This window comes from Deinococcus aquaticus, assembly GCF_028622095.1.
Taxonomy (GTDB): domain Bacteria; phylum Deinococcota; class Deinococci; order Deinococcales; family Deinococcaceae; genus Deinococcus; species Deinococcus aquaticus.
This window is the reverse complement of the sequence record NZ_CP115167.1, coordinates 121949-140123: the sequence shown is the minus strand read 5'-3', so window position 1 is coordinate 140123 and position 18175 is coordinate 121949. Positions and strand designations below refer to the sequence as shown.

At 61.7% G+C, this 18175-nt stretch carries 17 protein-coding genes; 12 read left to right on the top strand and 5 right to left on the bottom strand.

Annotation, left to right across the window (positions count from 1 at the left end; all coding sequences use genetic code 11):
- Window positions 1–4: 4 nt before the first annotated feature.
- From M8445_RS17625 to M8445_RS17615, 3 genes are all read left to right on the top strand, one after another.
- Window positions 5–2512 (top strand): heavy metal translocating P-type ATPase, encoded by a 2508-nt coding sequence (locus tag M8445_RS17625; RefSeq protein ID WP_273991325.1) that lies wholly within the window; start codon window positions 5–7, stop codon window positions 2510–2512.
- Between the two features lie 28 nt (window positions 2513–2540).
- Complete coding sequence (locus M8445_RS17620; RefSeq protein WP_078305901.1) at window positions 2541–2951, top strand: hypothetical protein; 411 nt, start codon at window positions 2541–2543, stop codon at window positions 2949–2951.
- A 148-nt stretch (window positions 2952–3099) separates the two neighbouring features.
- Window positions 3100–3990 (top strand): C39 family peptidase, encoded by an 891-nt coding sequence (locus M8445_RS17615; protein WP_273991324.1) that lies wholly within the window; start codon window positions 3100–3102, stop codon window positions 3988–3990.
- 802 nt (window positions 3991–4792) lie between these two features.
- Here M8445_RS17615 and M8445_RS17610 read toward each other — a convergent pair.
- The 5 genes from M8445_RS17610 to M8445_RS17590 all read right to left on the bottom strand — a co-directional run bounded on the left by M8445_RS17610 (window position 4793) and on the right by M8445_RS17590 (window position 7860).
- Window positions 4793–5020 (bottom strand): helix-turn-helix domain-containing protein, encoded by a 228-nt coding sequence (locus M8445_RS17610; RefSeq protein ID WP_273991323.1) that lies wholly within the window; start codon window positions 5018–5020, stop codon window positions 4793–4795.
- Window positions 5010–5747 (bottom strand): DUF2442 domain-containing protein, encoded by a 738-nt coding sequence (locus M8445_RS17605; RefSeq protein ID WP_273991322.1) that lies wholly within the window; start codon window positions 5745–5747, stop codon window positions 5010–5012. The genes M8445_RS17610 and M8445_RS17605 overlap by 11 nt, the downstream gene beginning before the upstream one ends.
- On the bottom strand, window positions 5744–5965 hold the full coding sequence (locus M8445_RS17600) for a hypothetical protein (protein ID WP_273991321.1): 222 nt from the start codon (window positions 5963–5965) through the stop codon (window positions 5744–5746). The genes M8445_RS17605 and M8445_RS17600 overlap by 4 nt, the downstream gene beginning before the upstream one ends.
- Before the next feature lie 678 nt (window positions 5966–6643).
- Window positions 6644–7171, bottom strand: a complete 528-nt coding sequence (locus M8445_RS17595) for a hypothetical protein (RefSeq protein WP_273991320.1) — start codon at window positions 7169–7171, stop codon at window positions 6644–6646.
- A gap of 161 nt (window positions 7172–7332) precedes the next feature.
- Window positions 7333–7860, bottom strand: coding sequence for a hypothetical protein (locus M8445_RS17590; protein WP_273991319.1), 528 nt, complete (start codon window positions 7858–7860; stop codon window positions 7333–7335).
- Window positions 7861–8124: 264 nt separating this feature from the next.
- Here M8445_RS17590 and M8445_RS17585 point away from each other — a divergent pair, with 264 nt between their 5' ends.
- The 9 genes from M8445_RS17585 (at window position 8125) to M8445_RS17545 (ending at window position 18174) form a co-directional block, all read left to right on the top strand.
- Window positions 8125–9489: a site-specific integrase gene (locus M8445_RS17585; RefSeq protein ID WP_273991318.1), complete on the top strand. Its 1365-nt coding sequence runs from the start codon at window positions 8125–8127 to the stop codon at window positions 9487–9489.
- 110 nt (window positions 9490–9599) lie between these two features.
- On the top strand, window positions 9600–11603 hold the full coding sequence (locus M8445_RS17580; protein WP_273991317.1) for a site-specific integrase: 2004 nt from the start codon (window positions 9600–9602) through the stop codon (window positions 11601–11603).
- A complete protein-coding gene (locus M8445_RS17575) occupies window positions 11600–12283 on the top strand; it encodes a hypothetical protein (RefSeq protein ID WP_273991316.1) in 684 nt (227 codons plus the stop codon). The genes M8445_RS17580 and M8445_RS17575 overlap by 4 nt, the downstream gene beginning before the upstream one ends.
- A gap of 330 nt (window positions 12284–12613) precedes the next feature.
- Window positions 12614–14044: a hypothetical protein gene (locus M8445_RS17570; RefSeq protein ID WP_273991315.1), complete on the top strand. Its 1431-nt coding sequence runs from the start codon at window positions 12614–12616 to the stop codon at window positions 14042–14044.
- Window positions 14045–14576: 532 nt separating this feature from the next.
- Window positions 14577–15872 carry a hypothetical protein gene (locus tag M8445_RS17565; RefSeq protein WP_273991314.1) on the top strand — a complete coding sequence of 432 codons (1296 nt, stop codon included), beginning with the start codon at window positions 14577–14579 and terminating at the stop codon, window positions 15870–15872.
- Window positions 15873–16227: 355 nt separating this feature from the next.
- Window positions 16228–16395, top strand: a complete 168-nt coding sequence (locus M8445_RS17560; protein WP_189104506.1) for a hypothetical protein — start codon at window positions 16228–16230, stop codon at window positions 16393–16395.
- A 104-nt stretch (window positions 16396–16499) separates the two neighbouring features.
- Entirely contained in the window at window positions 16500–16715 is a 216-nt protein-coding gene (locus M8445_RS17555) for a KTSC domain-containing protein (protein ID WP_189104508.1), read from the top strand.
- On the top strand, window positions 16712–17641 hold the full coding sequence (locus tag M8445_RS17550) for a hypothetical protein (protein ID WP_273991313.1): 930 nt from the start codon (window positions 16712–16714) through the stop codon (window positions 17639–17641). The genes M8445_RS17555 and M8445_RS17550 overlap by 4 nt, the downstream gene beginning before the upstream one ends.
- Before the next feature lie 356 nt (window positions 17642–17997).
- A complete protein-coding gene (locus M8445_RS17545) occupies window positions 17998–18174 on the top strand; it encodes a hypothetical protein (protein ID WP_189104512.1) in 177 nt (58 codons plus the stop codon).
- Window position 18175: the final 1 nt, after the last annotated feature.

Sequence of the window (18175 nt, the reverse complement as noted above, 5' to 3'; positions counted from 1 at the left end):
AGCCATGAGCAAAACAATGGAGCTTGGGGTTCAGGGCATGACCTGCGCGAGCTGCGTGGGGCGGGTGGAGCGTGGCCTGACCAAGGTGGAAGGGGTTGAGCAGGCCACCGTGAATCTCGCCACCGAACGTGCGACTGTTCAATACGACCCGGAGCAGACCAGTCCAGCTGCCCTCATCGAGAAGGTCAAAGCCATTGGGTATGAGCCGGTCACCGGCACACTGGACCTCGGCATTCAAGGCATGACCTGTGCGAACTGCGTAGGTCGCGTTGAGCGGGCTTTGAAGAAGGTGGACGGTGTACTGGACGCAACGGTGAACCTCGCGACCGAACGGGCGAGCATTCGGTATCTGCCCGCCAGTGTCAGTCCCGGACAGCTGAAAGCCGCCGTCGTGTCTGCTGGCTATGGGGTGCTGGAAGCGGAAGCTGGCCAGGACCGGACCGACCAGGAACGCGAAGCCCGGGAACGTGAGGTGCAGGCCTTAAGACGCGCTGTCACCTTCAGTGCCATTTTCGCCGTGCCCCTGCTCATTCTGGCCATGGTGCCGATGCTCTACATGCCCTTCCACATGTGGCTGACGAGCTATATCGACATGAAGACCCTGAACTGGATCATGCTGGCCCTCGCGGCGCCCGTGCAGTTTGGTCCTGGCCTGCGCTTCTACCGCCTGGGTTGGAAGAGCCTTGTGCACCGCTCGCCAGACATGAACAGTCTGGTCATGATCGGCACGTCGGCAGCTTTCCTCTACAGCCTGGTCGCCACCATGGCCCCGCAGCTCTTTCCTGAGGGCACTGCGCATGTGTATTACGAAGCGTCAGCCGTGGTCATCACCCTGATTCTGCTCGGCAAATACTTCGAAGCCATCGCCAAAGGCCGCTCCAGCGAAGCCATGAAGAAGCTCCTGGGCCTCCAGGCCAAGGTCGCCCGCGTCGTGCGGAACGGAGAGGAACTCGAAGTCCCCACTGACGAGGTCTTGATTGGTGACCTGATCAGCGTGCGTCCTGGCGAAAAGATTCCGGTCGACGGCCAGGTGGTGAGCGGCAATTCCTTCGTGGACGAGTCGATGATCACAGGTGAACCAGTCCCAGTGAGCAAGCAGGCCGGAGCGGGGGTCGTGGGCGGCACCATCAACCAGAACGGCGCCTTCGCTTTCCAGGCCACGAAAGTCGGTGCGGACACGGCCCTGGCGCAGATCATCAAACTGGTAGAAACTGCGCAGGGCAGCAAGCCACCTATTCAGGGCCTGGCCGATAAGGTGGTCAGCGTCTTTGTGCCTGTCGTATTAGGTATTGCGGCTTTGACCTTCGTCCTCTGGCTCCTCTTCGGAGGTCAGACGGCCCTGAGCTTCGCTCTCGTCAACATGGTCGCGGTGCTGATCATCGCCTGCCCCTGCGCCATGGGGCTGGCCACGCCCACCAGCATCATGGTGGGTACCGGAAAAGCGGCCGAACTCGGCGTGTTGTTCCGCAACGGTGCAGCACTCGAAGGCCTGCAAGGTGTGAAGGTCGTGGCGGTAGACAAGACTGGCACCCTGACCAAGGGCAAGCCTGAACTGACCGACCTCGTGACGACAGCTGGTATGGACCGTCAAACCGTCCTGCGTCTGGTTGCCGCTGCAGAAGGTCAGAGTGAGCATCCCATCGCGCAGGCCATCGTGGATGCCACCCGCCGTGAGGGAATGACTCTGCCTACTCCAGACCACTTCGAAGCGGTCCCTGGTTTCGGCCTGGAAGCGCGTGTGGACGGCCACCTCGTGCAGGTCGGGGCCGACCGCTACATGACCCGCCTGAATCTGGACACCAGCGCTTTCACTGCGCAGGCTCATCAGCTGGGAGACGAAGGCAAGTCGCCCCTGTACGCCGCCATTGACGGGCAGCTGGCCGCCATTATTGCCGTGGCCGACCCCATCAAAGAGGGCAGTCTGGAAGCCGTGCAGGCCCTGCATGCTCAGGGACTTCGCGTAGCGATGATTACCGGTGACAATGCCCGCACGGCGCAGGCGATTGCGCGGCAATTGGGCATTGATGAAGTGCTCGCCGAAGTCCTGCCCAGCGGCAAGAGCGACGCCGTGAAGGAACTCCAAGCCAAAGGGCAGAGCGTCGCCTTTGTGGGGGACGGCATCAATGACGCCCCAGCGCTGGCTCAGGCCGATGTGGGCCTGGCCATTGGCACTGGCACCGACGTGGCCGTCGAGACCGCCGACGTGATCTTGATGAGCGGCGATCTGCGCGGTGTGCCGAATGCCTACGCGTTAAGCCGCGCCACCCTGCGCAACATCCGCCTCAACCTGTTCTGGGCGTTCGCATACAACATCATCCTGATTCCAGTGGCCGCCGGTGCCCTGTACCCTGCCTTCGGTTGGCTCCTGAGCCCAGTCCTGGCCGCTGCAGCGATGGGCTTTTCCAGCGTGTTTGTCCTGACGAATGCCCTGCGCCTGCGTGGCTTCCGTCCGCCGGTGCGGCCAGGTCCTATCACTGTGGTTCCGCCAGTCAGCCAGCCTGCCCGAGCCTGAATCCCTTTCCCTCTTGTGGAGACCCCCGATGCCCAAACTGACTGTTGGCCCCTGGATTGCCGCCCAGAAACTTCCTTCCCGTGACGTGGCCCGTGACCGCTTCGCCTTCCTGGAGCGCACCCGTCTGCGGGACGAGACACCGACTGTGGCCGGGTTGCCCCTGGTCGGGATGGGCGGCTCCTGCGGCAAGCCGTGCTTCGCCCTGCCGTTCGTGCTGACCTGGACCGATGAGAACACCCGCGCGCTGGAAGACGTCGCCAGCAGGTACGGCTGCTATGTCGAATACGGCCTGTATCCCCACCTGAAACTGCACGAGAACGATCAGGAGGTGGCTGCCGTCCAGGATTGGACCACCTTCGGCATGGTCTACCTGCGCCCCGGGTACGAGAGGGCTGAAGAGGTACTCAGCGACCTGGTGGCAGCCCTAACGCCCGCGTAAAACGCTTCATCCCCCACCTGAACCGCCCGTGTCCACGTCACGGGCGGTTTCGTGTGGGTCTCCAAGGGGCGCACATGGGTGAACAGATGCCCAAGGATGCTGAGCGCTGGCCTACAGAAGTCCGCAGGAACCCGCGTGAGGATGATGCATGACGCTTCGTTGGCTGCTAGCTCTGTGTTCGATCTGGGGGGTTGCTGAGGCGCTGCCCGCCAGCGTCACATTGAAGAACATCCGGCATGAACCCCAGTCGCTGAACAACTGCGCGCCAGTGACCGCCATGACTCTCCTGGGGTACTACGGTGCTTCGGTGACGCAGGCGCAGGCAGCGGCCGTGATGAAGGACTACCCCGGTGATCCCCAGGTCACGAGCGTGGAACTCGCCAACTACCTGGGTCGTGCCGGCCTGCGTAGTGTGATCCGGTACGCAGGGGATGCCGAGTTGCTGCGCACCCTGGTGGCGAACGGCTTTCCAGTGGTGCTGCAGCAGCGCCTCCAGCAGGGCAGCAACGTGGCGCACTTCCGAACTGTGTACGGGTACAGCGCAGGCTATTTTCTGACCAGTGATCCACTGCTGGGGCCCTCCCTACGCTTGACGCCTGCACAACTGATGTCGCTCTGGGCGTACTACAACGGCGAGTATCTGGTCGCCTATCCGCCGGCAAAAGAAGCGCAGGTGCAGGCGATTCTCGGGCGTGATTTCAGTACGGCGGCCAACTGGCAACACCTGAGGACGCACGGCGAACAGGACGTCAAAGCGCGCCCGGGGGACCCCTACGCTTGGTGGGGTCTGGCCAAAGCTACCCTGCGCCTGGGCAATCCGCGCCTCGCGTCGGAGTATTTCGAGCGTGCCATCAACCTGGGCGTGCCGACCATGTATTACCTCTACCGCCAGGAAGCATTTGAGGCGTGGACGCAGGCTGGGAAGCACAGCCGGACGCTCAGCGTCACGCAGCGCGCCCTACAGACATTTCCACGCAGCAAGGAGCTGCAACACTTCCGCACACTGGCCAGCCGGAGCTTGGAGAAACCTGGGTCATGAACAGAGGAGATGCCCCACAGGCACTTGGCCTGAGGCCTTAATAGTTCGGCGGGTCAGCATTTATTTACAGAAACTTAATCATGTCTGATTACGCTCGCCTGGATGTGGCGTTCCCTGATCCTCTCCCTGGGCCTAGCTGGCCTGAGCTTCTGCGCAGCGGCGACCGTGACCGTAAAACCGGGCGACACCCTGTACGGCATCGCGAAGCGTCAGGGCGTCACGTTGAACGCCCTGCTGGCGAATAACAGAGGCCTCAACCCGCAGCTCGCGCTGAAAGTGGGGCAGGTCCTGCAGGTGCCCAGCCGCGCCCCAGCCCGACCCCGCGTTGTAGCCTCAATCGCCCGAAAACCCCCGTTAAGGTCACACGGGTGATCTGAAGAGTTCGCAGAATGGCCATACTGCGAACTTTTCTGCTGTTTTGCTGGTTTGCAGCGAGCTCTACTGGCGCTCAATGGGGAAAAGTTCGGGGTCAGATCGAAAGTACGAACTTCTCCCTCGCCCTCTGAACATTCTTGACTATCCGCGTCCATACCGACTGGAACGGCATCAAAGCTCTTAACGGGGGTTTTCGGGCGATCGAGGTTATAACGCGATATTCCGGGTCTGCTGACCATCAATGAACTGCTACTCAGTGATCTGACGGACTACCCCACCACCACGCTGGTTGAACGGGAGGCCGGTGAGCAGTTCACCCTGGTGATCCGCGCTGATCTGAACCGACTGACACGCTTCGTGGAAGAGTCCGACTGACTGCTGATGCCGTGTCCCTCCGGATTGTTGACGGCCTGAGTCGGTTGCGGGCTCAGCTCTCTTCCGCGTCGATCAGACCCAGGAGCCAGCGGGCGTCGACGTTCAGCGCGAGGCACAGGGCCACCACCTCGAAGTCGTACACGCTGCGGGTGCCCTGTTCGATGCGGGTCAGGGTCGGCTGGCTGAGGCTGAAGCCGCTGACGGCCTCAATCCGTTCATCCAGCGCCTGAAGGGTCAGGTTCTGTTCGGAGCGTGCCTCGCGGACGCGGTCACCGATCACGTTGCCCCTCGGGAGGCCGCTGCTGTTGTTCTGCCGTCGCAGCGCCGTTGGCTTCCGCATCACTGGACAGTAACACGGAGACTGGCGGCGCGTCGGGCAGAAGCAGGTGCGTGAGGGGGGTGTCGATCAGGTCGATGCGTCCCTTCCACAGGCAGTCCAGGGCGGTTGTGCCCTGCGCGGCGTGTCGGATGGCGGCGGGCCAGGGGCGGCGCAGCAGAGCCGGGATGAGATTGACAGGGAGAAGGAGTTGCAGGGCGAGGTACAGGTCACTGAGGCGGGCAATACACAGCCCGGGTTCCACTGGGGCGTGACTACGCAGGAACTGCTGCAGGTCGGCGGGTTTGATGCGCAGCTGGTCTTGGAGGACCTGTTCCGGGCGTACGTCCAGGTACGAGTGCGTGTGGACAGGTTGATGGCTCAGCAGAGGGGCGAGGGGCCGGTACCGTCGGGCGCTGGGGAGGAGGGCTAGGAGGCCAACGGGGAGTGGGCCAGTTGGGGCGAGAGCGATGGAAGTGATGTCCAGGTGGGCGCCCCCTGGCCAGTAAATGTGGCGGGCGTCCTCAGTGACGCGCAGGGAGCGGACCAGCGAGGGGAGGCGTAGTGAGTGGTGCGTGGAGAGTTGGGATAAGGGGCGTAGATCAATGAGGCGGGTCAGACCGTCGTCAAGGGTGACCCAGGCGGCATGTTCGCCTTCTGGGAGGGCTTCGGTGATGCGCAGGTTGCTCACTGGTAATCCGTGTAGAGGTGGGTGAGGGTGCGCCAGAGGTGTTCTGGGGCGCAGCTCCAGTCGCCAGTCAGTCGGAGGGTGATGGCGTGGCTGGGACGGGTGGTATGCCGGCAGATGACCTGCGCGCGCTGGTCGTGAGTCAACGTGGCGTCACGGATGGCCTGCAGGAGCCGGTGCGGTGGATGATTGACGGTGCAGGGCAGCAGGATCAGCAGCACCGGCCGAAAAGGGTCAGGTGGCGCGGGGTTCATATGGGGCTCGTCCTGCCCGGCAGTTGAATGACGTGGGACGCGTCTGTGCGCAGGGATGGGATGTGGGAATGGGGTCGGCACGTGTGGGAAACCGTGGCGAGGTGGGTCGAAGTTGAGGCAGGTGTGACAGTCAGTGGGCGTGGTTGTTGCCGGAGGCGCCTGGGTTGGGAATGGGCGAGCTGACCGTTCATACGGACAGGTTATGCTAAATAGACATAATTTGCGCCTTTCCCTCACTGGGAGAAGGCACCGTTGTCATGTGTGAAAGGAAAGTGAAGGCGGTTCAAAGTGGAGAGGGCGTGGCAGCAGTCGCCCGGCTCGGCGATATCCGGCCGCTCACCACGTTGCGGGGAAGGTAGCCAGCAGCCTGCGGGATGTGGACTGGACCTGGATCAGGGCTTCAACGACGTCCGGGACACGCTTCAGGGTGTCCCGGTGGAGGAACGCCAGTCGTGCTTTCAACAGGTCAGCCAGATTGGCGGGCTGTTCCGGAGTGGGATCGTGGAGCGTCGCAGACCAGTGATGCCGCTCTTTTGCTGCCCCGGCTGTGACCTGACGCAGAAATCATTAAACTGCGTCTCAGCCGATCAGAAATCAAAGATGTCCGGCACTGAATCTTGTTGGATGTGAGCACTAAATGCCGACTCAGCCGCCATCCATCGAGAGGGTCCCCGTATTGTCCTCAATGAGAGGTGGGAGCTCAAAACTGGTCACGAAGGGTTGATCCACGTTCCCGAGAAGGTTCGACCCCGCTGAGAAGTGACAGCCGCGAATGTGCACGGGGCCTGGGTACCAGCAGTCGAAGAAGTTGACGAAATGGCTGAACGTACAGGCGTTCAGGACGAAGGCCGCAGGTGGTTCGTTGTGCCCGCCACACTCGAACGTGACCGGGCCGTCGAACGTGCACTCGATGAACTCCGCCCCAGCGAGGAAGTACGTCGCCCAGCAAAACGTAGTGCCGAGATGACACCGTTCAAAGACGACGGGGCGATGGAAGACCAGCGAGGACGTGTCGAGGGCGTCAATTCGGCTGTCTCGAGCCGTGATCGACACGGGCACCTCGGTCTGGTCGGTTGCCAGACTGTGGAGGTCGAGCTTGTCCACGTGGATGTCCTGGAGCGGCTGCTCGGACCTGAGGAGTTCCAGCGCATGTGACGCGTCGATGGCGTTCATCACGTCAAGCGTAATGCAGAGAATGGCTGCACAGACCTTAGTGGGACGTCATCGATCACGAGTACGTGCTCGTCTGGCAGCGGGAGGGGAGGGTGTACGCGGCGCTGGGCGCGTCCGTCAGGCAGGCATGCCGCTTGGGCGCTCCTGAAGCCAGCAGCGCCTCACGGCCCCTTGGGGTGCCCTGGACGTAAGGTCAGCTGCTGAAGGGTGTCCTGCCGCCGGATGATCCGGAAGACCTGCTCTGAATGGGCGTCGCCTGGTATCCAGGGCAGGGCCAGGTGCGCCAGGGGTGAGCGGCCTCCCAGTTCGGGGTGCGGACGGCGCCACCACTTCCTCACGCGCGCCGCGGGCCCGAGCGGCAGTTGCAGGGCGATAGCGGCACTCACTGCTTCCAGTCGTGCCTGCACGTGAGAGGGGAACGTTCCGCTGCTGCGGGTCAGGGCGAAGGTCGCGGCGGTCAGACCGGAGAGTCGGCTGAGGTCCTCGTCGCCCAGGAGTGCGGCCAGAGCGTCCACGGGAAGGGTTTGTGATGTTGGTGAAGCGCCAGGCTGGAGCTCGGCGGAGTAGGGGGTTAGGCGGCCAACGGGCCGACCTGCGTCGATCAGGAGAAAGTCTTGACCGTCAGCCAAGGCCCGCAGGATCGCCCAGGGGCTTGATTTGAGGTCAAAAACGGTGAGGGTCTTGGTCATATGAGTTCACATCAATAAATATGTCTATTAAGCATAATTGTTGAAATGCAGAACAACGAGACAACCAGTGTGCGGCGACCCTTCGGCCTTGCTGTGCCGCTCGCCCGCGCACTACAATGGAGGCCCGTCCAACTTGCGTCCCTCCTTGCCAGGAGCGGAATCTGCCCGCGAATGAACAGAATCGCCAGTAGGTGCCTTCCCTTCGACTGCTCCACCCGGACGCACCCGCTCTAAGCGATGACGCCACGTCAAATCGGGGGAACCATGTCCGTAGCCCAACTGCGTCGGCCAGACCAAGCGAGCCACCTCATCATCCGGACCAAAGGCGAGCTCTACGCCGTCTATGAGGGCAATCGCTTCCTGCGAATCCTCAGCCGCGTCACGACGTACCTGGCCAAGAAGCATAACGGCAGGTTGGCCAAGCAGTGCACCCGCCTCCTTCACCGCGTCAACCGAGTGGGAGGCGCCTGGGACCTCGCCTGGTCCGCACCCAGCAGCGCCGTCCGGCAGGCTCTTGAGCAGCTCTTCCGAACCCACTACGGCGTCCACATCAAAGCTAGCGTCCAAACTACCCAACTCGTCTGCCAGCCGAAACCGGCCAGTCCGGCGTCGACCGTCATCACGGTGCTGTATCAGTTCAGGGTGGCGTTCGACGCATTGATCTCCCTGAAGCTCCGCATAGATCATCCGTTGGACACGGTCCGCTGCGCCACGCGGCAGTTGCGGCAGCACCAGAGCGTTCTGCGTCAGGGCGTCCTGTACGACGGCACCCAGTCACGCACGCCAGTCGGGTACTACCGGATTCAGAACGAAGGGGTCACTCCACAGGGCATCCTGGACAATCCGGGGTTACCGGGGCTTCTCCGCCAGGCGGCCCGCGCAGGCGGATGGCAGTCGCGTGACCTGGCAGTTCTCGAACTTCTGCTGTGCAGCGGCGCGCGCGTGGCCGAAGTGTGCGGCATGACGTGGGCGAGTCTGGCCTCAGCGGATGGGCATATCGATCTGCGCCTTCACACCAAAGGCCAGGGCCTCGTCCCACGAAAGCCGGTGGTCCTCAGCAGCGAAGCGAAGCGGGCTCTGCTCACCTACCTGCAGCGCGAACGGCCTACCTATGATGAGCATCACGGTGGTTTCACCAGTTGGCTCGGGCGGCGACAGTGGACGCCAGAGCGCTACCTGGAGTACCTGCGTGCCCAGCAGATCGATCCCGCGACCGTGCCAGTCTTCCTGACGCACCGCAAAACCGCCCATAACCCCGATGCGTTCCAGAAGGCCGCGTGGTCCAGACTGCGTCGGCCCAGCGCCCGGGGCACGGCGTGCGGTCAGCTGCTCATCTCCCCGCATCACATCCGGCACTGGGTGATCAACGCCGATCTCGACCGAATCTGGGCCGCCCACGGTCAGGAGGAATTCCGTTCCGTGGAGGCGCTGCGTGCGTACGTTCAGGACATGGGCTGGCGGTCCTGGCGCTCCCTACAGCATTACGACCACCGCGGCGCCGTGACGTTCCTCATGCAGGCGTGGACGCGAGCCCTGGAAGGCAAAGCTGCCCCGGCAGTGACGATGAACGGCCTCCTTGATCAACTGCAGGCTGACGGAACGCTCCCCCCGCCCGTGAGCTTCGCGTGATTCCCGACTTGGTCTCTCGCCTCGACCCACTGCTGGGTTCCCGCGTGGCCGCCTGGACAGCACCAGGAGTCCCCGTCCCACCGTCCGAACTCCTATCCCCTCTGCATGAGATGGTGATCGCCGACGAACCCTGGGCTGCCGCTCTGGTCACCTATGTTCTGGACAGTGACCCTAGCCAGTGGTACAAGCGGCGCGTTCAGGTGCGGAGGTTGAGGAAAGTGTGGAGCCGGGCCTGGGAGGCGCAGGGCCGGACAGAACATTTTGCCGATCTCGATCTCAGCGGCGACTGGATGAACCCGTGGGACCGGAATCAGAGCGTCCGGGTAGGTTGTGCGCTTGACCGTGCCCTGCAGGGTGGCATTGCACCGGCAGATCTCCTACCAGTGGCGCAAATGCTCCTGCCAGACCGCTACCTCGAAACCCTGGGTTGGGCGAATCTGACGCACTTGCCCGAGGCCGTCCTTTCCCTCTTGGTGACCCGCTCGGAATCAGAACAAGGCATGAACCCCCGGTTCAGGGATTTGGCCTATTGGCTGAGGGGTCAGCGTGATCCATGGCTGGCTGCCACCTGTGGCTGCATCGCCGCAGCCATGATGGGTGAAAGGAACGCGCATGGTGAGGAACGTAACGCGCCAAAGACGATCGCGGACACTGTCGCCAGCTTGGCCCACCTTCTTCGTAGCCCTGAGGCACCCCTGCTGACGGAACACACTGTCCGCCACTTTTTGATCAATTACACCCAGGGCGGAAATGAGAACGTCAGCTGTTCCATGGCCGCAACACGGGTACAGAACCTCAAATTGTACCTCGTGGCTGCGGGCGCTCAAGGCAGGTTGATTGAAAATGAGCCTCAACTGGAGGCCCGGCTTGCTCCGTGGTTGCTCCCGCCCGTCTCGTTGACGCTGGACATAGATGACCTGCTCCGTCAAGCCCGCGAGGAGCAAAGAGAGCGCCGCCAGCGCAGGCTAGACGCTCTGATGCCCAACATCCTCCCCCTGTTGACCGTGAATGAAAGCCGCGCCGCTGCATTTCAGGCTCTGCACGCTGCGGCGAGAGAAGCGCACTCGCGGTTTTCTGAGGGGGCGCACCAGCCTCTGCGGTACGACGTCATTCTGCCCGATTGCTCAGCCACTCTTTCGTTTCGAATAGCCACCGTCCGTCAACTGGATGAGGAGGCGAGGGCTGCAGGCATTGCCCTACCCGTTCGGAAAACTCTTCTCGATGATGTGCTCACCGAATACGTGGGAGCTTGTGACGCGAGCGGCACACCCCTGGAGCAACCTTTTTTCGCTGATTTGCACGACGCCTGGTATGACGCAGCGTGTCGGGAACGATTCCTAGAGGCTGGTCACCGAATGCATGACTTTGTCGATGCAACGTATGGAGTTATGAAGCCAAAGCAAGGCCTGAATATTCGCTGTCAGCTGCATTACACCTGTGCGCGTGCGGCAGGTCGACGGCCACGCATCCTGCTTGATTGGAGCGCGCTCACTCTGGGAGTCGCCTACGGCACGCTCTTCTTCATGCTGGCTTTCGCAAACGCAATGCGGATCCACGAAATCCAGCAGATGCGAGTCGACAAGAACTATTCACACAGAAGTGAAGGGCGCATCTCCTTCCAAGTGTTGCCGAAGAACGGGAAACGCGCCCCTGGAAAAGCAAAGATTCATCAGATACCGGATAGACTCCACTCGCATGTCATCCGTCTCATGACACTGCACGAGGAGCGATGGCCCGGATGGCCGGTACTCAAACCATATAAGGCGGATGCAATGGGGTATCAAGGCGGGAAATACCTGTTCTCAACTGGCGATACTTGCCTTCGCCAAAACAGCCTACGCGGCTTTGCACGTCATACCTCAGCGGGTCTCGAAGTGCACGGAATGGAAGACTTTTTTGCCAGCCATGACCTTCGGTATGCCAACGCTCTTGCCAGATTGGAGAAAGAAACGCCACTTCCAGTCATTCAAGCGGAACTTGGCCACCACTATCAGGGCACCACCCTGACGTACACGTTTGGGCAGACGATCGGCACCACGCACCACCTCCAGCCCAGGGGTCGGCACCTGACTCTCTGGGAAGCACTCCAGGCTAAAAGGTCAGCAGATTTATGACTGCTTCGCCAACAAGCAGGGCTGATGCACCTGTCTCGCGCAGACATTCTCCGCAGGAGAATCTGCGCCTGATCAGACAGGCGCTGGCCCTGCTCGCGGAACAACAGGCGCAACTCCCCTCAATGAAGCGAGACCTTCGGGTTTCCACTGTCCTTGCCACAGTCCGGCAAATCAACCCGGACGCGCGCATGCACCGCTCCATTTTCACCAGTAACCCGGAAGCGAGACGCTTGTTGGCCGCGGCCCAGGAGAGGGACGTCAAGTCCGAGCTCACCCCCGACTTCTCGACATTCAACAGGTGGGCACTCCCACGTAGTTTTACTCCCCGGGCCATCAATGACCGAAAAGAGAAATACCTGTCCAGAGACACCCAGCACAAAGCGCTGGCAGAGTACGTGGTCTATCTGGAAGAACAGGAGTGGTACCTGGTGCGCCGACGTCAGAAGTTCGAAGCGACGGGCTGGGTGTCAGGAGCTTGGCCACTCGACCAAGTTTATCCGGACGACGAGCTTGTGCCTTCGCCTGGAGCGCAGCGTCGCTACTGGCATTACTGGAGTTCACCACAAGAGTCTCTCGCCCGAAAAGCCGTCCGCCTGGAAGCTATAATTGCCGAACACCAGAGCCACCTCGAAGCTTTGGATTTCGAGATCCTGAAAAATGACATGGTGAGCCTTGAATGACGCACAACGGTGTTGCTACGCGGATAATCTGTGCAGCATATGTTTGCTCTGATGAAACAACGATTCTAGATAAACGTCCAAAATCCCGACTGTATAAGAAGCATTATTTTTCCGCTCTGGGATTGCGTGCAGCCCTAGCAACAAATTAGGCATAATTGGTTTGAGTCCGTGTGGGACGTCGTAAATACGCTTATCGGTTTGATCAGCGGGCAGAACGAGTTCTATCCTACGGAGATGACAGCGTAGATCCATGACAAGCCTAAACTCACGCCGCGCTCAATAGCCGTCTGCGCCGGAACGCTCAGCGCTTCAACCGTCTAAAATGCCTTCGTGCCCAGGCAGAAAATACCCACCGCTGAGGAGATGGCCCGCTTCGTGGTGGAGTTGTCCGAACGGTACGCCACGTCTGAACCACTGCCTGACCCTCTGCCTACCCGTGGTCCTGAATTCGAGCGTCTCAAGGCGGCGTATCAGGGCTGGGCGGCCGTGCAGTGGGTTGAAGATCATGGGCAGCGACTCGGGCCGGACGAGGTGGCGGCGCTGCTGGGGGGCGCGCGCGTGCGGGCTGGCAACAGCGCAGAGAAGCAACTGTGGCGTGAACGGACCCTGTTCGTCGCTCCGCTGGGTCACCACTACCGCCTTCCAGCGAGAATCTGGCAGTGGGTGCTGCGCGCAGGCGTCGCCGCTGGGCACTTCCCGGCCGTGGTGGCGCCCGCCGCCGCTCCTACAAGCGCCGCCCCCGCCGCCCAGCCGTACCTGTTGACACTGGCCAACAAACCCAGCGTGCTGATCGACCGCGCTACCCGAGGGCCAGACGGCTGGAACGACACCACGCTGCAGTACCGCGAGGCCTTCGAGGACGGCCTGACCCTCAACTACTACGAGGAGAACGCCGGCGCGGACACCCTCCGCCAGCAGCTACAGACCCTGGACCCCCGCACGTCCGACGTGTGGCGCCTCCTGACCGCCAAGGCCCTGGAGCAGGACCGGTACGATCTGTTCACTCCCATCACCATCAGGCCCGGCGAACTGGCCCGCGCGCTGGGCCTCAAGCTCCACCCGAACGGCAGCGTGCGCCCCAAGGACCTGCTGCGCTGCACGCAGAGCCTGTTCCACCTGGAGCGGTTGTGGCTGACCCTCCCGGACGCGGCGCCAGGAGACGACGAGGGGTCCCGGCAGCGGGTGCTGGCCGTGATGGCCCGTGGGCGCTCACGCAAGATCGAAGGGCAGTCCGTGCCCAGCTCCTGGACGCTGGTACTCGGCAACTGGGCGCAGTACTTCCCGCGTAGTTTCGCGCCGATCTTCCGCGGACTCGTGGAACTCCCCGCGAACTCTGCGACCAACCTCTGGACCAAGCAGATTGGCACGGAACTCTCCTACTGGCTACGGGAAACCGCCGGAGACCTCAGTACCACCCGCTCCATCTCCGTGCAAACACTACTCCAGCGCGCCAGCGTCATGCAGGACGTGCTGGGCTTGAGGGAAAACAAGAACCAGAACCGCGCGATCGAGCGGTTCGAAGCGGCGCTGGAGCAGCTCAAGCATCTGGGGCTGTTCGACCACTGGTCGTACGAGATACGTAGCGCGGCCGCCATGGACCTGCGGCAGGGAAAGCCCGAGTTCTTCGAAACGTGGCTGGTCAGCCAGGTGGAGCTGCGGGTGCCGGAACCGTTCCTGCGTTCCATCGCGGAACTGGCCAGGGAAGAGAAACCAGTGGGCAGTAAAACAAACCGACACCTGACTGCCGAACGGCGGCCGTAAACACGCCGCAAAGAGGGAGCGACAGGCCCGGGTGCCGTCGTTTTCCCGACACCTGACTGCCGAAGCAGCGATGGTTCTTCCCGCAGGCGTTTTTCCGACACCTGACTGCCGAAGAGCAGGCGTAAAAGCGACACCTGACTGCCGTGGCTTGACGTTTCCACCGACACCTGACTGCCGAACCACGGTCGTTATTCCGACACCTGACTGCCGAAGGCCTGCCATTTAGAACAGAGTATTTCCGCGTCCAGGACGCGGAATGCCTTCCCAGTTCCCTTGAGAGCCGGACGTTCTCTGTCGTTCCCAACCGGTTCTGAGGTGCCTGAAACGCGGCGTTACAGTGCTTTCAATACCCGCGTCCCTGTTACCCCTGTCCTGCTGAGCGCGTTATTCACGGAGGTACTGTTTCACAACTCAACCCCACGTGCGTTCACAGGTCATCTGAGCCGTTCAGCGTTCACCTCAGCCCGTCGCTGCCTTCCGCCATGTCTTGGCGAGCGGTGACCGTCATCCCTGTTTTGTCTGTTGGAGTCCCATGATTGCCCACACGACGACCCCATCCACCACGCGGCCGTTCACCACAACCGAGCAGGAGCTCAGGCAGCGCGCCCAGCAGCAACTCATCCAGAAGCGCCTGAATGCCCACACCCTCGAGGAACAGGGGCAGAAGGCCTTCCGCCGCGCCCTACGCAGCACGGAGCAGCCTCCATTGCTCCCGACGCCTGCCCGGCCAGCACGACCGGCGCCTCCTCTGCCTGGCTCGCGCGAACAGATCATCCCGGCCTCGCTGGAAGCCGCCATGGACCGGATCCGGCACCCTCGCCCCGGCACGCCGGCCGCCTGGGCCGTCGAGGCCGTGGAGCGTGCCCGGCCGATCATCGAGGCGCAGGTCAAACGCCGTGACGCCCGGCACAACGCATTGATGGTGTACCGCGCCCTGGCACAGGCCGCATACGCGCTCATTCAGGTCAGGGCGCAGCAACACGCACACACGACCACCTACACCTTCTTCACGGTGCTGGACCTGCTCCCCGTCGTAACCGGCCTCTCCAGTGACCAGTGCGAACGCGCCACCCGGCGCCTGCAGGACCTCGGGCTCATCCACAAGACCTCCGGTGCCCTTCCCACCCAGACGGGCGGTAAGCGCCAGTACCGGGGCGGCACGTGGGTTCCGACGACCTTCCTCAACGCGGAGGGTCAGAAGGTCACCACGCAGGCCTGCGCCGGCACGTGGGTGGCCGTCCTGCTCCGCCCCGCCCCAGGCATCACCGCCAGGGTCATCAGCCATGAACTGCCGCCCTGCCCGCGCGACCTGACCACCGACCGCAAAAAGGGCCGCACCGCCTGGCAGCGCCTGCAAGAGGCGAAGAGCGAAGTGCGGGAGTCATTCCTCCTGACAGGGGATGAGTTTAATATCACCCCCCTACTACAGTGGTCGCTACCAGAAAACAACCAGAAATCCCTGGGTACTGTAGATTCCCGCACTTCTATCTTCAAGGATGCCCAGACCCCGCAGGAGCTTCTGTGGAGCCTCAGCCGCGTCGCCAGTACCCACCCGCATCACCGCCGCGAAGCAGTGCAGGAAGGTGCGGCCCGCCTGGTGCAACTCCTCGACGACGAAGGATGGGAGCAGCACTACTACCGCGTGCTGTGGCGCGCCACCGAAGCGGAATTCCGCGGATGCCCAGCCTACGCGCAACTCGCCGCGGCCTTGCAGCGCACCCTGATCTCCAAAGCGGAGCTCGGCCTCTCGCGGCCAGGCGCGTGGCTCACGCATCAGCTCCGTGAATGCGGCTGGATGGACAACGTGTACCACGTGAAATCTGCGTAAGCAGCTGTGGCAGGTCACGGATTGCCAGAGGTGCAGCCTGGGGACAAGGGGAGCGAGACCACAGCACACATGGACTAACATCTTTTACCTTCCTGGCCGCAGAGTTGCACTCCAACACGGTTTGGGCAATCAGCAGTCAGGCGTAGCTTCGCCTGTTCTGAACCTTCCGAGCTCATATGCGTCTGTTATGCGTCTTCACGTGGGGTAGGTACAAGAAGTAGTACATCGTTCACCATAGAGGTACATCATGGCGAATATGAGTTGCATTATTTCAAACTCACAATGTATACTCGTTTTGCTGGTGGCAGAACGTGTTCGCCGGCATATGCTAGATCACTAGAAGGAGGTGAACAACATGGCGAAGAACACCGGTAACAATCACCGGAACGGTTCCATTCGCGGCCGCAGCCAGAGCCAGAATCCCACTACGGGTAACTGGACCAAGCGCGATACCGCGACCGGCCAATTCAAGGACGTGAAAGTAGACGGGAAACCCTTCAAGGGGGTCCGCCGCGAAAAGTAAGCCGCACGGGTCTGGACCACCCTGCGGCTGAAACCGTTGAAGCCCTATTTGTATTGACTCGTCGGTGGGGTCACTGTATCTCACCGGCGAGGGACAGGAGCCCCATGATTCGAACTTCCGTATCCTCCAGTAATCTCCGCAGCGTCGGATACGACGTCACCACTCACACCCTGGAAATTACCTTTCACTCCGGGGGTGTGTACGTCTATGACAGCGTGCCCACTGAAGTTCATGCCGGCCTGATGAGTGCTCCGTCCCATGGCCGGTACTTTGACCGGCACATCAAAGGACGATATGCCTTCCGCAAGGGCATGGCATGACGACCCGCTCTGTCCTGACAGGTCGCCGGATCCGCAATTTGGCGCGCCATTTAGGGTTCTTCGAGCTGGGTGAATCCGTTTCGCTTGGGCTGCTGGTCACGGCCGAGCGGTTCACGGCGGTGGAGCGAATTGGGCTGACCCCTGCCGAGCACGGCCTGACCCTCCTCCCAGTAATACGCGGACCAGTCAGTCGCTTCAATGCTGAAGGTCGGTATCTAATTCGCCGCGACGAGTCAAAGGAAACGGCATATCGCACGGTGCGGTGGAAATGGATAGAACGGCACGGCGACGAGCGCATCGAGCGGGAAGAATGGAAGGACGTGCCGTATCTGAGGTACCCCCGTATCTTCGTGTCACCCCCGAGCGTCGAACTCAGCCTCGTTCAGGATGATGCGGGTGCCTTCACTGTTACAGCGCCGTCCCTTCCGTATGATCCGCAGTCCGCTGAGCTGCTTCACCAGGTGAACCTATTCCTGGAGCTGTTTGGCGAAGTGCACGTGCTGGGCGTGGGCAGGGTGCACCTAAACGCGGGTGACGAACGCCGCGTGAACTGGCAGCTTCTCCCCCATGGGGAAGTTCCCTGGGACGTGCTGCGCGCTCACCTGACGCCGGTGTTTGAACGGGCACGCAGCCAGCAGAAGCGGGCCTTTCTCAATGAACGGCTTGAAGCACTCGCCGCTTACGGTCCTGAATTCACGGTCGTCGGTGCAGGCGGCTTTACCGGGTACGTGCTATTCGCTTTTCCCCAGCGCAACTTATTCGTGCTGGAAAGCGCGCTGTACGGCAACGCGACGTACATCCTACGCGGCGATTGGGAGCACCTAGCCACCCTGACCAAAGCGGACTTGCTCCGTGGTGACCTGCACGAAGCGCGAGTGCCCCATCAGGCGACTTGGGGCGAACAGCTCAAGGCGTACCTCGCGTGAATCGTCATGTCGTTGGAAGCCCTGTTCAAGTGCACTGAGCCGATCAAAGAAGTGATTCGATTGAGCAAAGGCGGTCTTCAATGGATTATATGCCACACAATCCACGTCACGGATCAATATGTGATTCTGGAACAATAACGGACTGCCGGTAGTACGGGCGATAGTTGATCTGGAGTCACGTATTATGCTATAAACGTATTATGTCACTCCTCTTCCGGACTGAGCATCCAGAACAGCTCCTCGCAGCCCTTTGGGACGGCGTGGCGTCTGGTGAAATCACCGAATGGCGGCGCGACTCGCGGGGCTGGCTGACACAAGCCGCCCCACGGTGGGCCCGTCAAGCTTGGCTTCGCCCCATGCTCGTCACTGGTGGCCTAGAGTTTGAAACGATCGCGCCTCAGGACACAGAGCTGACGAGGGCCACCTATGCCCACTACCACGCCAGCCTCGCCGAAACATTCATTCGCTCCCTCTTCGCGTTCTACGACGAAGTGCACATCACGACCAACGCCACCCGCCTCGAAGCGGCCTAGC

Excerpts from the sequence above, each read along its gene's own strand:
- M8445_RS17625 (WP_273991325.1), top strand. The coding sequence starts at position 5 with ATGAGCAAAACAATGGAGCTTGGGGTTCAGGGCATGACCTGCGCGAGC.
- M8445_RS17620 (WP_078305901.1), top strand. The coding sequence starts at position 2,541 with ATGCCCAAACTGACTGTTGGCCCCTGGATTGCCGCCCAGAAACTTCCT.
- M8445_RS17615 (WP_273991324.1), top strand. The coding sequence starts at position 3,100 with ATGACGCTTCGTTGGCTGCTAGCTCTGTGTTCGATCTGGGGGGTTGCT.
- M8445_RS17595 (WP_273991320.1), bottom strand. The coding sequence starts at position 7,171 with ATGAACGCCATCGACGCGTCACATGCGCTGGAACTCCTCAGGTCCGAG.
- M8445_RS17590 (WP_273991319.1), bottom strand. The coding sequence starts at position 7,860 with ATGACCAAGACCCTCACCGTTTTTGACCTCAAATCAAGCCCCTGGGCG.
- M8445_RS17585 (WP_273991318.1), top strand. The coding sequence starts at position 8,125 with ATGTCCGTAGCCCAACTGCGTCGGCCAGACCAAGCGAGCCACCTCATC.
- M8445_RS17580 (WP_273991317.1), top strand. The coding sequence starts at position 9,600 with ATGGTGATCGCCGACGAACCCTGGGCTGCCGCTCTGGTCACCTATGTT.
- M8445_RS17575 (WP_273991316.1), top strand. The coding sequence starts at position 11,600 with ATGACTGCTTCGCCAACAAGCAGGGCTGATGCACCTGTCTCGCGCAGA.
- M8445_RS17565 (WP_273991314.1), top strand. The coding sequence starts at position 14,577 with ATGATTGCCCACACGACGACCCCATCCACCACGCGGCCGTTCACCACA.
- M8445_RS17560 (WP_189104506.1), top strand. The coding sequence starts at position 16,228 with ATGGCGAAGAACACCGGTAACAATCACCGGAACGGTTCCATTCGCGGC.
- M8445_RS17555 (WP_189104508.1), top strand. The coding sequence starts at position 16,500 with ATGATTCGAACTTCCGTATCCTCCAGTAATCTCCGCAGCGTCGGATAC.
- M8445_RS17550 (WP_273991313.1), top strand. The coding sequence starts at position 16,712 with ATGACGACCCGCTCTGTCCTGACAGGTCGCCGGATCCGCAATTTGGCG.
- M8445_RS17545 (WP_189104512.1), top strand. The coding sequence starts at position 17,998 with ATGCTCGTCACTGGTGGCCTAGAGTTTGAAACGATCGCGCCTCAGGAC.